This is a genomic window from Pseudomonas rustica (assembly GCF_049959085.1).
In the GTDB taxonomy this organism is placed as follows: Bacteria; Pseudomonadota; Gammaproteobacteria; order Pseudomonadales; family Pseudomonadaceae; genus Aquipseudomonas; species Aquipseudomonas rustica.
In genome coordinates this window covers 1,730,266-1,746,965 of sequence record NZ_CP188200.1, presented here as the reverse complement: position 1 = coordinate 1,746,965, position 16,700 = coordinate 1,730,266, and the positions used below count along the sequence as shown (strand labels likewise).

16 protein-coding genes are annotated in these 16,700 nt (G+C 60.4%); 8 read left to right on the top strand and 8 right to left on the bottom strand.

Annotation, left to right across the window (positions count from 1 at the left end):
* The first annotated feature begins 132 nt into the window (after positions 1 to 132).
* The 4 genes from ACP3TY_RS08210 to ACP3TY_RS08195 all read left to right on the top strand — a co-directional run bounded on the left by ACP3TY_RS08210 (position 133) and on the right by ACP3TY_RS08195 (position 5,881).
* On the top strand, positions 133 to 1,296 hold the full coding sequence (locus ACP3TY_RS08210) for an isovaleryl-CoA dehydrogenase (protein WP_426619690.1): 1,164 nt from the start codon (positions 133 to 135) through the stop codon (positions 1,294 to 1,296).
* Between the two features lie 97 nt (positions 1,297 to 1,393).
* Positions 1,394 to 2,998, top strand: coding sequence for a carboxyl transferase domain-containing protein (locus tag ACP3TY_RS08205; RefSeq protein WP_400647060.1), 1,605 nt, complete (start codon positions 1,394 to 1,396; stop codon positions 2,996 to 2,998).
* 118 nt (positions 2,999 to 3,116) lie between these two features.
* On the top strand, positions 3,117 to 3,932 hold the full coding sequence (locus ACP3TY_RS08200) for a gamma-carboxygeranoyl-CoA hydratase (RefSeq protein WP_053121779.1): 816 nt from the start codon (positions 3,117 to 3,119) through the stop codon (positions 3,930 to 3,932).
* Complete coding sequence (locus ACP3TY_RS08195; RefSeq protein WP_426619689.1) at positions 3,932 to 5,881, top strand: acetyl/propionyl/methylcrotonyl-CoA carboxylase subunit alpha; 1,950 nt, start codon at positions 3,932 to 3,934, stop codon at positions 5,879 to 5,881. Before ACP3TY_RS08200 ends, ACP3TY_RS08195 begins: the two co-directional genes overlap by 1 nt.
* Before the next feature lie 40 nt (positions 5,882 to 5,921).
* Here the strand turns inward: ACP3TY_RS08195 and ACP3TY_RS08190 are convergent, their stop codons facing one another.
* Positions 5,922 to 6,581 carry a LexA family protein gene (locus ACP3TY_RS08190; protein ID WP_426619688.1) on the bottom strand — a complete coding sequence of 220 codons (660 nt, stop codon included), beginning with the start codon at positions 6,579 to 6,581 and terminating at the stop codon, positions 5,922 to 5,924.
* Between the two features lie 131 nt (positions 6,582 to 6,712).
* Here ACP3TY_RS08190 and ACP3TY_RS08185 point away from each other — a divergent pair, with 131 nt between their 5' ends.
* Entirely contained in the window at positions 6,713 to 7,051 is a 339-nt protein-coding gene (locus ACP3TY_RS08185) for a DUF6124 family protein (RefSeq protein ID WP_053121713.1), read from the top strand.
* Between the two features lie 144 nt (positions 7,052 to 7,195).
* On the opposite strand, the gene ACP3TY_RS08180 is transcribed toward ACP3TY_RS08185, so the two are convergent.
* Entirely contained in the window at positions 7,196 to 7,507 is a 312-nt protein-coding gene (locus tag ACP3TY_RS08180) for a hypothetical protein (RefSeq protein ID WP_053121716.1), read from the bottom strand.
* Between the two features lie 23 nt (positions 7,508 to 7,530).
* Here ACP3TY_RS08180 and ACP3TY_RS08175 point away from each other — a divergent pair, with 23 nt between their 5' ends.
* Positions 7,531 to 8,682 (top strand): M14 family metallopeptidase, encoded by a 1,152-nt coding sequence (locus ACP3TY_RS08175; protein WP_212544726.1) that lies wholly within the window; start codon positions 7,531 to 7,533, stop codon positions 8,680 to 8,682.
* A 92-nt stretch (positions 8,683 to 8,774) separates the two neighbouring features.
* Here ACP3TY_RS08175 and ACP3TY_RS08170 read toward each other — a convergent pair whose 3' ends face one another.
* Both ACP3TY_RS08170 and ACP3TY_RS08165 read right to left on the bottom strand, forming a co-directional pair.
* A complete protein-coding gene (locus ACP3TY_RS08170) occupies positions 8,775 to 9,320 on the bottom strand; it encodes a cytochrome b (RefSeq protein ID WP_426619687.1) in 546 nt (181 codons plus the stop codon).
* Positions 9,317 to 10,423, bottom strand: a complete 1,107-nt coding sequence (locus ACP3TY_RS08165) for a catalase family peroxidase (RefSeq protein ID WP_426619686.1) — start codon at positions 10,421 to 10,423, stop codon at positions 9,317 to 9,319. The genes ACP3TY_RS08170 and ACP3TY_RS08165 overlap by 4 nt, the downstream gene beginning before the upstream one ends.
* Positions 10,424 to 10,580: 157 nt before the next feature.
* Here ACP3TY_RS08165 and ACP3TY_RS08160 point away from each other — a divergent pair, with 157 nt between their 5' ends.
* Positions 10,581 to 11,087: a sigma-70 family RNA polymerase sigma factor gene (locus ACP3TY_RS08160; protein ID WP_053121724.1), complete on the top strand. Its 507-nt coding sequence runs from the start codon at positions 10,581 to 10,583 to the stop codon at positions 11,085 to 11,087.
* Positions 11,084 to 11,821: an anti-sigma factor family protein gene (locus ACP3TY_RS08155; RefSeq protein WP_053121725.1), complete on the top strand. Its 738-nt coding sequence runs from the start codon at positions 11,084 to 11,086 to the stop codon at positions 11,819 to 11,821. The genes ACP3TY_RS08160 and ACP3TY_RS08155 overlap by 4 nt, the downstream gene beginning before the upstream one ends.
* Positions 11,822 to 11,933: 112 nt before the next feature.
* On the opposite strand, the gene ACP3TY_RS08150 is transcribed toward ACP3TY_RS08155, so the two are convergent.
* The 4 genes from ACP3TY_RS08150 to ACP3TY_RS08135 form a co-directional block, all read right to left on the bottom strand.
* Entirely contained in the window at positions 11,934 to 12,905 is a 972-nt protein-coding gene (locus ACP3TY_RS08150; RefSeq protein ID WP_426619685.1) for a Csu type fimbrial protein, read from the bottom strand.
* Entirely contained in the window at positions 12,902 to 15,259 is a 2,358-nt protein-coding gene (locus tag ACP3TY_RS08145) for a fimbria/pilus outer membrane usher protein (RefSeq protein ID WP_426619684.1), read from the bottom strand. The genes ACP3TY_RS08150 and ACP3TY_RS08145 overlap by 4 nt, the downstream gene beginning before the upstream one ends.
* Positions 15,260 to 15,386: 127 nt before the next feature.
* On the bottom strand, positions 15,387 to 16,163 hold the full coding sequence (locus tag ACP3TY_RS08140; protein WP_212545731.1) for a fimbrial biogenesis chaperone: 777 nt from the start codon (positions 16,161 to 16,163) through the stop codon (positions 15,387 to 15,389).
* 34 nt (positions 16,164 to 16,197) lie between these two features.
* Positions 16,198 to 16,698 carry a Csu type fimbrial protein gene (locus ACP3TY_RS08135; protein WP_426619683.1) on the bottom strand — a complete coding sequence of 167 codons (501 nt, stop codon included), beginning with the start codon at positions 16,696 to 16,698 and terminating at the stop codon, positions 16,198 to 16,200.
* Between the last annotated feature and the right edge of the window lie 2 nt (positions 16,699 to 16,700).

Here is a 16,700-nt window from a genome sequence, read left to right as displayed (position 1 = left end):
CCGCTACTCTCGCTCAAGTTGACGTTAACGTAAAGGGTGATTGACAGCCATTCGTCACAGGCTTACGTTAACGTAAAGGTGAGAGCCTAGTGACCGCCCTCCCCACCCTACAAAAAAGCCAAAAGGTGACCCATGAGCTATCCATCCCTGAATTTTGCCCTCGGTGAAACCATCGACATGCTGCGCGATCAGGTTCAGTCCTTTGTCGCCAAGGAGATCGCCCCGCGTGCGGCGCAGATCGACAGCAACAACCTGTTCCCCGCCGACATGTGGCGCAAATTCGGTGACATGGGCCTGCTCGGCATTACCGTGCCGGAAGAGTACGGCGGTGCTGGCCTCGGTTACCTGGCACACGTCGTGGCGATGGAAGAAATCAGCCGTGGCTCGGCCTCGGTGGCGCTGTCCTACGGCGCGCATTCGAACCTCTGCGTCAATCAGATCAATCGCAACGGTAACCACGAACAGAAAACCAAGTACCTGCCGAAGCTGATCAGCGGCGAGCACGTCGGCGCATTGGCGATGAGCGAACCGAATGCCGGTTCCGACGTGGTTTCGATGAAATTGCGCGCCGACAAACGCGGCGACCGTTACGTCCTCAACGGCAGCAAAACCTGGATCACCAACGGCCCCGACGCCAACACTTACGTGATCTACGCCAAAACCGATCTGGAAAAAGGCCCGCACGGCATCACCGCATTCATCGTCGAACGCGACTGGAAAGGCTTCAGCCGCAGCAACAAGTTCGACAAGCTCGGCATGCGCGGCTCCAACACTTGCGAGCTGTTCTTCGATGACGTCGAAGTGCCGGAAGAAAACATTCTCGGCGTGCTCAACGGCGGTGTGAAAGTGTTGATGAGCGGCCTCGATTACGAGCGCGTGGTGCTCTCCGGCGGCCCGACCGGGATCATGCAGTCGTGCATGGATCTGATCGTGCCGTACATCCATGACCGCAAGCAGTTCGGCCAAAGCATCGGCGAGTTCCAGCTGATCCAGGGCAAAGTCGCCGACATGTACACCCAACTCAACGCCAGCCGCGCTTATCTCTACGCGGTTGCGCAGGCTTGCGAACGTGGCGAAACCACGCGTAAAGATGCCGCCGGCGTAATCCTTTATACCGCTGAGCGCGCCACGCAAATGGCCCTCGACGCGATCCAGATTCTCGGCGGTAACGGTTACATCAACGAATTCCCGGCGGGCCGTCTGCTGCGCGACGCCAAGCTGTACGAAATCGGCGCTGGCACCAGTGAGATCCGTCGCATGCTGATCGGTCGCGAACTCTTCAACGAAACGAAATAAATTTCGTCAGCTGCGAGCTGCAAGTTTCAAGCTGCAAGAGAACAGCTTTAACTTGCCGCTCCAAGCTTGCAACTCGTAGCTGCTTACGGAGTAAGCCATGATTCTGCATACACAGCTCAATCCTCGTTCAGCGGAGTTCGCCGCCAACAGCGCGGCGATGCTCAAACAGGTCGACGCTCTGCACACCCTGCTCGCCCAAGTGGCGCAGGGTGGTGGCGCGAAAGCTCAGGAGCGTCACACCTCGCGCGGCAAATTGCTGCCGCGTGAACGCATCAACCGTTTGCTCGATCCGGGCTCTCCGTTTCTGGAAATCAGCCAACTGGCCGCCCACGCCGTCTATGGCGAAGACGTGCCGGCGGCCGGTGTGATTGCCGGGATCGGCCGGGTCGAAGGCGTCGAATGCATGATCGTCGCCAACGACGCGACGGTTAAGGGTGGCTCGTACTACCCGCTGACTGTGAAAAAACATCTGCGCGCACAAACCATCGCGCAGCAGAATCGTCTGCCGTGCATCTATCTGGTCGACTCCGGCGGCGCCAACCTGCCGCGTCAGGACGAAGTGTTCCCGGATCGCGAGCACTTCGGGCGGATCTTCTTCAACCAGGCCAACATGAGCGCGATGGGTATTCCGCAAATCGCCGTGGTCATGGGCTCGTGCACTGCGGGCGGCGCTTACGTGCCGGCGATGGCTGACGAAGCGATCATGGTGCGCAATCAGGCGACGATTTTCCTCGCTGGCCCGCCGTTGGTGAAAGCCGCGACCGGTGAAGTGGTCAGCGCCGAAGACCTCGGCGGGGCCGACGTGCACTGCAAGATTTCCGGGGTTGCCGACCACTACGCCGAGAGTGACGAACACGCCCTCGCCCTCGCCCGCCGCAGCGTTGCCAACCTCAACTGGCGCAAGCTCGGCGAAGTGCAACAGCGCGCACCGATTGCGCCGCTGTACGCGAGCGATGAGTTGTACGGCGTGGTCTCGGCGGACGCCAAGCAGCCGTTCGACGTGCGCGAAGTGATTGCACGACTGGTCGACGGTTCGGTGTTCGATGAGTTCAAAGCGCTGTTCGGCACCACGCTGGTCTGCGGTTTTGCGCATCTGCACGGTTACCCGATCGCGATTCTGGCGAACAACGGCATCCTCTTCGCCGAAGCCGCGCAGAAAGGCGCGCACTTCATCGAACTGGCCTGTCAGCGCGGCATTCCGTTGCTGTTTTTGCAGAACATCACCGGCTTCATGGTCGGCCAGAAATACGAGGCCGGTGGCATCGCCAAGCACGGCGCGAAACTGGTGACGGCCGTGGCTTGCGCCAAAGTGCCGAAATTCACCGTGATCATCGGCGGCAGTTTCGGCGCCGGTAACTACGGCATGTGCGGCCGCGCTTACGATCCGCGTTTTCTGTGGATGTGGCCGAATGCGCGCATTGGTGTGATGGGCGCTGAACAAGCGGCCGGCGTGTTGGTGCAGGTCAAACGCGAGCAGGCTGAACGCAGTGGCCAAAGCTTCAGTGCCGAGCAGGAGGCCGAGATCAAGCAACCGATCCTCGACCAGTATGAAGAGCAGGGTCACCCCTACTATTCCAGCGCACGGCTGTGGGACGACGGCGTCATCGACCCGGCGCAGACCCGCGATGTGCTGGCCCTGGCCTTGTCCGCGTCGCTGAACGCGCCAATCGAACCGAGCCGCTTCGGCGTGTTCCGGATGTGATTCGATCCTGTAGGAGCAAGGCTTGCCCGCGAAGGCGATGTGTCAGTCACATCAATGGTGGAATGACTACTTTCGCGGGCAAGCCTTGTTCCTACAAGAACCGTGGAGACGGATGAATATGAGCGACTTCAACACCCTCGAACTGCAAAACGACCCGCGCGGTTTCGCGACGCTGTGGCTAAACCGCCCAGAGAAAAACAACGCGTTCAACGCCGAGATGATCCGCGAACTGATCCTCGCCCTCGACAAGGTTGCCAGCGACGCCAGCCTGCGTTTCCTGCTGGTGCGCGGCCGTGGCAAGCACTTCAGCGCCGGCGCCGATCTGGCGTGGATGCAGCAATCGGCCGAGCTCGATTACCACACCAACCTCGACGACGCCCGCGAGCTCGCCGAGCTGATGTACAACCTCGCCAAGCTGAAAATCCCCACCGTGGCCGTGGTGCAAGGCGCGGCATTCGGTGGCGCGCTGGGTTTGATCAGTTGCTGCGACATGGCGATTGGCGCCGATGACGCGCAATTCTGCCTGTCGGAAGTGCGCATCGGTCTGGCGCCGGCGGTGATCAGTCCGTTCGTGGTGCAAGCCATTGGCGAACGTGCAGCGCGGCGTTATGCGCTGACCGCTGAACGTTTTGGCGGTCAGCGGGCACGGGAAATCGGTTTGTTGTCCGACAGCTATCCGGCCGCTGAACTGGAGCAACAGGTCGAACAGTGGATCAACAATCTGCTGCTCAACAGCCCCGCTGCCATGCGCGCCAGCAAGGATTTGTTGCGTGAAGTCGGCAACGGCGCGCTGACCCCGGCGCTGCGCCGCTACACCGAAAATGCCATCGCCCGCATCCGCGTCAGTCCGGAAGGTCAGGAAGGTCTGCGGGCCTTTCTGCAAAAACGTCCGCCGAGCTGGCAAGCCGAAACCACCACCAAGGAGCCGCGTTGATGAGCGCACCCGTTCTCACCACCCTGCTGGTGGCCAACCGTGGCGAAATCGCTTGCCGCGTGATGCGCACCGCCAAAGCGCTGGGCCTGACCACGGTCGCCGTGCACAGCGCCACCGACCGCGAGGCGCGGCACAGCCGTGAAGCGGATATCCGCGTCGATCTCGGCGGCAGCAAAGCGGCTGACAGTTATTTGCAAATCGACAAACTGATCGCGGCGGCCAAGGCCAGCGGCGCGCAGGCGATTCATCCGGGTTACGGCTTTCTGTCGGAGAACGCTGGGTTTGCCCGCGCGATAGAAGCGGCAGGGCTGATTTTCCTCGGCCCACCGGCCTCGGCCATCGACGCGATGGGCAGCAAATCGGCGGCCAAGGCGTTGATGGAAACTGCCGGCGTGCCTTTGGTGCCGGGTTATCACGGCGAAGCGCAGGATCTCGAGACCTTCCGTGCTGCCTGCGAACGCATCGGTTATCCGGTGTTGCTTAAGGCTACGGCCGGCGGCGGTGGCAAAGGCATGAAGGTTGTTGAAGAGGTCGGCCAGCTCGCCGAAGCACTCGCCTCCGCACAGCGTGAAGCGCAGTCGTCGTTCGGCGATTCGCGAATGCTGGTGGAGAAATATCTGCTGAAACCGCGTCACGTCGAAATCCAGGTGTTCGCCGATCAGCATGGCAATTGCCTGTACCTGAATGAGCGTGATTGCTCGATTCAGCGGCGGCATCAGAAAGTCGTCGAAGAGGCGCCAGCACCGGGCCTGTCCGCTGAACTGCGGCGGGCGATGGGCGAAGCGGCTGTGCGTTCGGCGCAGGCGATTGGTTATGTCGGCGCCGGCACGGTGGAGTTTCTGCTGGATGCGCGTGGCGAATTCTTCTTTATGGAGATGAACACGCGCCTTCAAGTTGAACACCCGGTGACCGAGGCGATCACTGGTCTGGATCTGGTCGCCTGGCAAATTCGTGTGGCGCGGGGTGAAGCGCTGCCGATCACTCAGGAGCAGGTGCCGCTCAATGGCCATGCGATTGAAGTGCGCTTGTATGCCGAAGACCCTTCGAATGATTTTCTGCCAGCCACCGGGCGTCTGGATTTGTATCGCGAGTCGGCTGAAGGGCCTGGGCGTCGAGTGGACAGCGGGGTTGAGGAAGGTGATGAGATTTCGCCGTTCTACGACCCGATGCTCGGCAAGCTGATTGCCTGGGGCGAGGATCGTGAACAGGCGCGCCTGCGTTTGTTGAGCATGCTCGATGAATTTGCGATTGGCGGGTTGAAGACCAACATCAACTTTCTGCGGCGGATCATCGCCCATCCGCCGTTTGCGGCGGCGGAACTGGATACCGGGTTTATTCCGCGCTATCAGGAGCAATTGCTGCCAGCGCCGAGCGAATTGAGTGACGGGTTCTGGCAGGCGGCGGCGCAGGCGTTTGCGCAGAGTTTGCCGAGCGTTGTGCGGGCGGATGATGCTGCTTCACCGTGGTCGCGGAACAGCGGATTGCGCGCGGGTTTGCCTCGGGAAATTACCCTGCATTTGAGTTGCGAGGGGCAGGATCGGGCGTTGACGCTGGGGGCTGGCGATAATGCAAAACTGCTCGGCGATTCGCTGGTTGTTGAACACGAAGGCGTGCGTCGTACCTTGCGGGCGATTCGTCAGGGTGCTGCGCTGTATCTGCAATGGGAAGGCGAGTTGCGTCGCGTTGAAGCGTACGACCCGATCAGTGCGGTGGAAGCCAGTAACAGTCATCAGGGCGGTCTGACGGCACCGATGAACGGCAGCATCGTGCGGGTCTTGGTCGAGGCCGGGCAAATGGTCGAAGCCGGTGCGCAATTGGTGGTGCTTGAAGCGATGAAGATGGAGCACAGCATCCGTGCGCCGCATGCCGGGGTGATCAAAGCGCTGTATTGCCAGGAAGGCGAAATGGTTGGCGAAGGCAGCGCTTTGGTTGAACTGGAAGCAGTGTGAATAAACAGACCGATCCTACGCCTGGCGAGGATCGGTCTGACTAAAAGCGCGCCGTTGCCTGCACCACCACGCCGAGGATTCGACACTCCTCGGTGAACAAGGCTTTCGGCCACGTCGGATTGAGCGGTATCAGGTAACGCTGGCCGCCCTCTTCGTCGAGCTTGCGAAAAATCGCCTCATGGCTGTCCGACCACTGGGCGATCACCAGTTTGCCGGGCACTGCCTCTGCCTCCGGATCAACCAGAATCAGCATGCCTTCGGGGATGCTCGTGCCTTTGGGCGCGGTCATCGAATCGCCTGACACCCTCAGCCAGAACGCGGCGCCGCGAGCGTGATAATCCGTCAGCTCGAAGCGTTGCTTGTCCTCGGGTTTGCCATAGGGCTGCGGCGCGCTTTCCCGCGCTTGCAGTGGCGCGCTCCAGTCGCTCACCGGGTAGCGAAAGTAAGGGTTATATTTCTGCGTCAGCGGCATGTCGTCGTTCGCCACGGGCTGCGGCTCGCGAATGACCATCGCCACTTCGAGAAAATCCATGCCCAGCGCTTGCAGCACGCGGTTCATCTCCGCAACGCCCGGTTCACGACGTTTGTTCAGCCAATGGCCGATGCCGCCCTGGGACATGCCAACACGCTCTCCGAGCTCTGTTTGAGTGATTTTGAGTTCACTCATTTTGGCCTTGACCAACTCAATCCATTTATCCATGTGCGGCACCTTACGCGTGACGCCTTCGGCCAGCAAAACACAAATTGTCGTATTTAAATTCTGGTCACAACTACGCATCGTACTATGCTGACAGCACGGACAGTTAATCAAACAAGGAGTGGCCCTTCATCATGAACATCAGCAGCAAAGACTTGCCCGACCTGCAAATGGACACCACGTTCACCTCGCCCCAAGGCAACGCCGCCGCGCAACGAGCGCTCGACTATTACTTGAAACCAACTGTGTCGACACCCGAGGTCGATGAGCGTTTTTTCGACGTCAATCGGCATGTCAGCGGTGAAGAGGCCTTGGTACACGCTTCGGATTTATTGCGCTGCGCCGCCGCCACCGCGTTCAAGGCAGCCGAAAACCTGCAAGGCGCGAGTCGCGATCTGGCATTTTCAGTGGTGCACATGGTGGATATGGCGCGGGCGATGGTCGACCACTCGCTGGATGGCGATGAAGTCTGAGGAACGGGGGTTCGAACGGACAGGAAAGAATTTTCCAATCGCGCAGATAAAAACATTTGACTTGCAAATGATAATGATTATTATTGCATGCAGCTGGTCGCGAGATCAGTCGATGGATCAGAGACCTTAGGTCGGTCTTCTGGACTATCTCCTCATCAGGCTAATCACGGTTTTTGACCCGGATTTTTTCCGGGTCTTTTTTTTACCCGTTTTTCGGGCTTGTGGCTTCAGGCTAATGAAGTCTTTAGGTGCTGCAAATTCGATGGCGCGGATAATATCAAAAGAATATCGATTGGCAAGCCAAGCCCGGCCACATTGGGGCAAACTAACGACAAATAGCACTTGAGAATCAATCGCATAATCTCTAAGCTGCCTCCGCGTCATGGAGGACGCCCCCCGCCACAACCCCGCAATTCCCCTCGGTTTCAGCCCAATCTTGTGTAAAGTATCGGCCATAACAATCCTGATCAGGAACCGATATGACCGTGGCCAAATCTTCGTTCGACATCAGCGCCAATTTCGACAGCGGCAACATCCAAGTCATCGACATCAGCAATCCGCTCAGCCCGGTTCTGGCTATCCGCCCGGACACGCGCAGCGCCCATTTTCAGTGGTTCCACTTCAAGGCCAGCGGCTTGCACGTCGGTCAGGAACACTGGTTCCGCCTGAACAACGCCAGCCAGTCCTCGTACAACAAAGCCTGGGATGGCTATCAAGCCGTGGCCTCCTACGATCACGTCAACTGGTTCCGCGTACCAACAATTTTCGAAGGCGATTGCTTGCGCTTCTGCCTCGAAGCCACGCAGACCCACGCCTGGTTCGCCTACTTCGAACCGTACAGCCGTGGCCGTCACGACTGGCTGATCGAGCAGGCGCTGACCAAGGCCGGCACTGAACTGCTCGCCACGGGCAAAAGCGTCGAAGGCCGCGACATCCAGTTGCTGCGCAAAGGCTCGGGCGCTGAAGGCCAGCGCAAAGTCTGGATCATCGCCCAGCAACACCCCGGCGAGCACATGGCCGAATGGTTCATGGAAGGCATCATCGAACGTCTGGAACGTCACGAAGATCCGGTGCTGAACAAGCTGCTGGCCAGCGCCGATCTGTACCTGGTGCCGAACATGAACCCGGACGGCGCTTTCCACGGCCACCTGCGCACCAACGCCATGGGCCAGGATTTGAACCGCGCCTGGCAGAACGCCAGTCAGGAAGTCAGCCCCGAGGTACTTTTCGTACAGCAGCAGATGGAAAAGTATGGCGTCGATTTCTTCCTTGACGCACACGGTGACGAGGAAATCCCTCACGTGTTCACCGCCGGTTGCGAAGGCAATCCGGGTTACACGCCGCGCATCGAGAAGCTTGAAGAACACTTCCGCAGTCACCTCAAGCACACCACCAAAGACTTCCAGACCAAGTACGGCTATGTTCGCGACGAACCGGGTCAGGCCAACATGACCCTGGCCTGCAACAGCGTCGGCCAGAAATACGACTGCCTGTCGCTGACCCTGGAGATGCCGTTCAAGGATCACGACGACCATCCCGACAAAGAAACCGGCTGGTCGGGCAAACGCTCGAAACAACTGGGCAAAGACGTGCTGACCACCATCGCCGACATGGTCGACACCCTGCGCTGATCCCCTCCTCCGCTTAACCAAAAGATCGCAGCCTGACTGCGATCTTTTGCTTCAGGCCATAGCTTTACGCGCCGGCCCGCCCCCTGACTCACTCAATGACGATCGCGACCGCGCAACATGCTGTCGAGCACCTCATCGCGGCGCACCCAGCCATGAAACAGCGCCGCCGCCAGGTGCAGCAGCACCGTCAGAAACAGCAGGTACGCCAGATAACCATGGGCCTTGCGCAGCAACGCGAACAACTGCGCATCGGCCGGCACAATCGACGGCAACTGCAGCGTGGTGCTGAGCATCACCGGTTCACCCGAGGCGCTGATCATCGCCCAACCGAGCAGCGGCAACACCAGCATCAACGCGTACAACAACAGATGCGAAGCCTTGGCCGCCAACACCTGAAAGTCCGGCAGATCCGCTGGCAAAGGGGGTTGGCGCGTGGTCAAACGCACCAGCAGACGCACGACAACCAATACCAGAATCGCAATGCCCAACGGCTTGTGCAGATGGATCAGCCATTCATGCCGCTCTGAAACAGACGTCACCATGCCCGCGCCAATAAACAGCATGGCGATGATCATCAGCGCCATCAGCCAGTGCAGCAGTCGCGCCAACAATGCGAAATGCGTCGGTTGAGTTCTCATGGGCGAGCCTCCTGTTTGGCGGCGGGCAACTGGCTGACTTCGCTGGTGCGACGCAGGTAAGAATCGGCGTAACCGGCGGAGCGCGCGGCGAGCAACGGATCGGCGGTGCCTTGAATCCCGGCCGGCAACACCAGCGGGTCGTAGTTGATGTCGCGGCACTCGCCACTGAGTTGTGGCTGGGTTTTCTCCAGCACCAAGGTGCCGGCGTTGACCACTTTGCGCCCCGCCGGCCAGGTTTTACTGGCGTCGTTGACCGGATCCTCAGGATTGGCCAAGGTGATATTCAACTGAAACCGCAGCGGCGCGGCGGCCAGTTTTTGCACCAGATCCTTCTCAAGAAAATCGCCGCCCTCAGGTGCCGTCGCCCCCGCTGCATCCTGCGCCAACGGCGTCATGCTCCAGCGCACGGCCTGCTTTTTGCCGCTGGCGTCGACCAGATAAAACGCGTTGACGCTGTTATAGGTTTCCGTGGCGTAACTGGCCGACGGCTTGGCGGTCTTCACCCACGTCAAAAACGGCACCGCTTCCGGGTGCGAGGCGAAAAAGGCAGGCACCTTGCTCGGATCCGGTTTGCCCGTCGCGGGATCCGGCGACTGCGCCTGTTGCAATTGATAGAACGCCTCGGGCGTGCCGACCGGGAACACCGGCATGCTGTTCATCCCGGTGCGCCACTGCTGCCCGTTGGCCTGAGTGAAACGCAGCGCCAGACTGCGAATCGGCACGCTGCTGTCCGGCGCATAAGGGTTGCCCGCCGGCAGTGCGAAACGCCCGACCACCGCGGTACTCGGATCATTGAACACCTGGGCGGTGGAGAACACCCGCGCCTCGCCGCTGCTCTCGAAATGGCCGATCACGCAGACGCCTTTGGCATGATTACGGCGAAATCCCGGGTGCACGCCGTTGTTCTTTTCCAGCACATCGACCAAGGCTTTTGGCGTCAGACGTTGGGGGTCAAAGTTGCCATGCACGTAGGCAAACGCCCCGGCTACGGCGGCGACCACCACGGCAATGCCGCCCAGACGCAAGATCAGGCTCGCGGCACTCAAGGGCGGGCGCTGCGGCCTTTCGGGCGGTGCAGCGTTGGGGGATGAGCGATCAACCATGAACGACTCCAGGGCCATCGGCCACGAGTAGGAAGAATCAGCAAGACGCGCCCCGTCGGGGTTTATTCCACGGTCCGGTATTTATTTTTCCGAACGTGGAATAACCTGCCACGGCGGACGTCTCCCTAGTCCACAGCGTAGTGACTAGCAGAACTTCATGAGCGAATTCGACGAACAGTTGAGAGAAATCATTCCCAGATTGCGCCGCTTTGCCGTGTCGTTGACGCGCAACAGCAGCAGCGCAGACGATCTGGTGCAGGCGAGCCTGGAGCGCGCCCTGTCGAGTTGGGGCGATAAACGTGCCGACGGCGACTTGCGTGCCTGGCTGTTTGCGATCCTCTATCGGCAATTTCTCGACGCCCATCGCCGCTCCCGGCGCTATGCGCGGATGCTCGAATTTTTCACCGGACGTGACGACGCCGAACCCTCGGTCGAACGCACGGTAATCGCCCAATCGACCCTGCAAGCCTTCGACCGACTGCCCACCGAACAGCGCGCCCTGCTGTTGATGGTCTCGGTCGAGGGCCTGACTTATAAAGAGGTCGCCGAGATTCTTGGCGCCCCGATCGGCACCGTGATGTCGCGCCTGTCCCGCGCCCGGCAGGCCTTGCGCCAACTCAGCGACGGCGAAATCAGCAGCCCTTCTTTGCGGATACTCAAATGATCAGCCTGCCTCCCAGCGAGCGTGATTTGCACGCCTACATCGACCACCAGCTCAGCGACGCCGACCGGCGTGTGCTGGAGACCTGGCTGGCCGCTCACCCGGATGAAGCCGCGCAAGTGCGCGCCTGGCAACAGGACGCCCAGCAACTGCGCGCGGCCCTCAGCGGCGCGTTGCAGCAACCAGCCAATCCGGAGCTTGACCCGGCGCTGATTCGTCAGCGCCGCCAACGCCAGTCACGGCGCCATCTGGCCAGTGCGGCGATGTTGCTGATCGCGGTCAGCATCGGTGGTTTCAGTGGTTGGCAGGCACGGGAAATGACCCTTGTGCGTTCTTCCATGTTGCCGATGACCGACGCCCTTCAGGCCTATCGATTGATTGCCCAGCAAGGCATGTTGCCGGCGGATTACAAGGTCGACAGTGACGGCGACATGCAGCGTTGGCTTGATCGATATTTCAATCAGGCCAGCCGTTTGCCAGATCTGAAAGCAGCCGGGTTTGAACCGGTCAGCGGGCGCCTGCTGAGCACCGATGAAGGCCCGGCGGCGATGGTGCTGTATGAGGATGGCAGCGGGCATAAGGTGAGTTTCTACGTGCGCCCGCCGGGGCCGAAGAACACCTTTTTGCCGCGCGGTAGCCGCAGTGACGGGGATTTGCAGGCTGAGTACTGGTCGGGTGGCGGGTACAACTATGCGGTGGTGAGCCCGATCGAACTCAAGCCATCACTGCCATTCTGATGTCATGTAGGAGCTGCGGCACGCTGCGATCTTTTGATATTGCTTTCAAAAAGTCAGGGGCAAAAGATCGCAGCCTCGTTTCACTCGACAGCTCCTACAGAGGTACGCTGCTTCAGAACCCGACGTCGAGTACTACGTTATCCAGGTAGGTGCCCGCCGGCGGCGTGGTCTGGTCGGTGTAGATTTTTGCGTTGTAGTTGAAGATTTGGCTGCCTGTGCCCAGTCCGTTGCCGGGGTTGACCTCGGCATCGGTGCTCGACCGACGTGCCGTGCCGACACTGCCCCAGCGCGTTGTCCCGGCGCTTTTGAAGATGTCGTAGGCCAGATAATTGCTGCCGGAAATCATCCGCCGCCGCCCGCCCACGCTTACTGCATTCTGCCCGTCGCTCAAGCCCACGGTGTAAGCGCTGCCCTTGGTGCACGCCAGATTAATGGTCAGCCCGGTCACCGGCGTGAATGCACTGATCACTGGCGCGCTACCGAAGGCGATGTTCGGCGCGGTGATCGTGCAGTCATTCGACACCGTCAGATTCACCGTCAACGTGGTCGTAGCATTATTGATATCGCGGCCGAGGCAGATCGCCCCAATGCCAATCCCCGAACAGTAATTCCAGTTCCAGAAAATGCTCAGCGTCTCGGTGTAGACCCCGGCGGCGACGTTGCTGCCAATGGTTGTGCCCAAATACAGCGGCACGGTTTTCGGCGTCGTGCCGTTGAGCAGGCCCAAGGCATCAATGATGCCGTTGCGGGCGAAGTCATAAGCGGTGCCACGGGTCAGCGGGTAGCTGGTGCTGTTGTTGGCGTAAATCGTGTAACTGATGACATCGCCGGTCGGCCCGACCAAACCGCTTTGGGTCGAAGACACGGTACCCCAGAAATGGTCGTTGCTGGTCAGCAAGGACAGCAGCGATCCGGTGCAGCTCAACCCGCCATTCAATGTCGAACTGGGTTGAGAGGTGGTGCGCACGGCGATCGAACTGATCGAACCGAACGACGCTGGGGTCGTCCCCACCACCGAGCACAACGCCTGCGCCGCCCCCGGCAGCATCAGCGCGAGCCACAAAAACATCCGTGCAACCGTCATTGGCACACCAGCGGGCCGATCAGCGGCACCTGGTTCTGCTGCATATCGACCGGGAATTGCACTCGACAGGTGCTGCCATCGGCCAACGTCACTTCCAGGGAATTCTGCGCTTCGAGATTTTCCAGATAGACCAGGCCATCCCAGCCCACCACCGTCCGCGCACCACTCTGCTCGTGCAGCACACCCGCGCCCAACGGCAGTTCGCGTTTCTGCGCGTCGACCAGCACGATGCTCGCGGCAATCACCCGCGTCAGCGGAAACTCCAGCAGATAACCACTGCCACGCCGCACGGCAATGCGCTGTTCGACGTTGGGGCTGCGTACATTTGGCGGCAGGTTGAGCGGATCGATCTCGTATTTGCCGCGGTAATAGGCGCTGCTCCACGGCACCAGCAAATGGCCGTTCTTGTCCGTCTCGCCGACCTGCTGATTCTCGTAGCGCACCGGAATATTGGAAAAACCTTCAGTGCTGACCACAACAAAAGCATCGTCGATGCGGTTGGCGGCGAACACCTGCTTGTCCATCCACACCAACGAACCACTGGCATCGGCCCAACGGGTTTCGGCGTCGGACGAACCGTAAACGCCGGCCTGCAACTGCACCGATTGTAGACGCCAGGTCACGTCGGCCTGTCGATAGTCCGGGCCATCGCCCTTGGCGTAACCCAGATTGAACCCTACGCCACCCTCGGTCGGCACCGCGCGGCTGTAGTTGACCCGCTGCTGGCTCTGTCCGGTTTTGCTGCGCTCGGTGCTGATCGCCAAGCTGCCACGCAGATCGAACGGAATCACCACTTGCGCCTGCAGCGCCCAGTTGCTATCGCCGATCTCGCGGTTGGCTGACAGGTAGAAACTGCTGTTGCGCCACAGCGGTTTGCTCCAACTCAGATTGAGCAATTGCGTGCGTGAATCGTCCGCTGCGCGCACATCGAAATAGCCAGCGCCGAGGCTGCCCCAGCGGTCGAGGTTAACGCTGAGGGTCGCCTGTTCACTGCGCCGACTGAGACTGATGTAGGGCGTGTCGACCACGGTCAGATCGGCGTATTGATCGTGGCGTTGCAGGCGCTGATAGGAAAAGCTGAAACGCTGATTGCTGTACTGATAGCCGAGGCTTAATTGCTGACCGCCCTCGCCGTCGAAACGGCTCTGGCTCATGGCGCTGTTGAGCACACCGAAATTACCCAGCCGCAGATTGCCGCCGAGGCCACCGAGGGTCAGCGAATCGGAGGCTTCAGCGTGACTTTCGAGGGTAAAACTGTCGCTGACGCCGTAGCGCAGGCTGCCGGAGGTTACGCCCGGGCCGTAGTTGAAATCCTTCAAAGCGTAATCGCGACGCAGGGAACCGGCGGCCACGGAAAAATCGCTCAAGCCTTTCTGCAACAAGCTGCTGGTGACATAGAACGGCACCGTGGTCGACACCTGTCGACCCAACGCATCCGTGGTCACCACCACGGCTTCTCCCGCGCCGTTGATAAATGGAATGTTGGTCAGCGTGTACGGCCCCGGTTGCAGTTCGGCACTGCTGGATTTGTAGCCGTTGATAAACAGATCGACCGAGGACGGCACGGCCGCTTCGCCGGCAAATTGCGGCAACGGATAGGTGACCAGATCCGGGCGCACGGCGAAGTCCCGCGAGAACTGCACGCCACCGAGACGCACCGAACTGCTCCAAGGCAAGGCGCCGCTGATCACGTCGCCGGCTTCGTAAGTGAGCATTCGCTCGTCGTCGGAGTAACGCCAGGTGGTGTCGTAGCGCAGGTAACCGTTGTCCAGTGTGCTGACTGAATCGCCGGACAATGTGCGTCGATATTGCCCGGTGTTGGACAACGTGCCCCAACTGTCGAAGAGGCGTACTTCGTTCCACGCCGCTAAATAGGTGCCGGCATCATCGGTGTCGTTGAGATAGAGGTCGTAGTTGAACAACGCGCCGAAACTGCTCAGCGCCGGAGTGCGCGGATAGGCTTGGCGATTACCGATGAACTGTTCTGGCAGCCACTCCGGCGGCACGTTGAGCAGCAAGCGTTGACCGACGCTGTCGTATTCGCTGTGCAGACCGGGCAGGCTGTCGAGGTCGACTTCAGTGCTGATGTTTTCAGGCAGTTTCATACCGGTTTCACGCAGTGCCGTGGCGGGTAAAAACAGGCGCCCGCCGCGCTGCTGCACCGCCACCACTTGCCCGGTATTCATCTGGTTGACCACCAGTTCGAGAAACAACTGTGCATCGCTGACGGCCTCCATGCCGCTGGGCGGTGGCGGCAGTTCGCCGGCCCCGGACGGTTGAACGAACACCAGGCAGCACGCGCCGGTGAGATGCCACAACGGACGCTGAATACGGCGAGCCCATCCTCGGCTCATACGCGCTTTACGTCCGTCAATGGACTGAATCCTCCTGATACTGCGGGTGGCCATGACCACTTTCACTGTGGTCAGTGAACCCTGTGGCACTGGTGAATCCCTTTGCCATGACACCGAATCAGCCCATTCACTTCGCCGGGGTAATGCTCTGCACCTGCGCCCCGCCATTCACCCGCACCTGCAACGCCGAATCCCCCGCCAGACCTCCCGGTGCCGGCCAGCGCATCACCGCGCCCGGTAGCACGTAGCCGAGCAAGCCTTCCGCCAGCGGTTTGTTCTGCCCACCCTGTTTGATCGCGACATCCGTCAACCGCGCATGCACCGCACCTTGATTGCGCACTTCGACATACGGCCGGCCGTCCACGGCCACCGTGCGCCAGGTCAATTGTGGCAAACCAATGCCCTTGGGATCGCGCTGGCGGGTGCTGTCTTCTTTGCTCCACAGACCGGCGCCGTAAGCGAACAGCGGTACCGAATAGCGCATCTGAAAACGAATCGCCGCCGCTGTTTTGCCACCTTCAGCACTGGGCGGTTGTGCGGACGGGATTTCGTCGATGATGATTCGGTAGGCCAGTTCCTGCCCGGGCGGCACGTCCTTGGTGCGGGTCAGACGCACCAGTTGTTTCTGACCCGGCTCGATCTTCGCCACCGGCGGGCTGCCGATCACATCGCGCTGGTTCTGGTATTGCTCCTCGTAACCGTTCTGGCTCCAGCCGAACACGCGGATCTGCAGGTTGGCGGTTTCAGTGCCGCGATTTTCCAGCCACAACGCGCTGGCCTGTTGATCAGCCTCCAGCACCGGATCGATCGGCCAGATCAACACCGAACTGGCGGCGTGCGCATAACCTGCCCCGAGCGTGAACAGCGCCAACACCGCGCGCCGCATGAACGTAACTGCCCCCATAAACCTGCTCCTTGTCGGCAAATCAAACCTCGCCTCACCACGACAGTTGCACCTGCAACACATCGCTGTACGTCCCCCCAGGCTGATTGCCCGGCAATTGCACCTGACCGTAAATCGGCAGGCGGATGTTGTTTGCATCGCTGTACGCCACAGCCACACTCTGGCCGATGCCCAGACTCTGGCTGTACGCCGCATCACGGAACAGCGTGTACGCCACTCGCGCGCTGCCGCTGTTGACCTGCATATGCCGGCCACTGCTGTTGTACTGACCGCCATCGACGCTCATGTTCAACGTTACCCCCGGCGTGCATTGCAACTGCACGCCGCCAGTCAGTGCGACCTGCACCGTGCCGGTTGCCAGCGCCGACCGTGAACCGAAATTCAGCCCGCCATAGTTCGATACCCCGCCCACCACCAGGCACCCCGCCGTGACCGTGGCGCTAACCTGAAAGCTCTGGCTGGTCGCGGCATCCAGTGTCAGCGGCGCACTGCCCGCACAGAGCAGAAGCAACGCGATGCCGCCATGGCGGAACATGG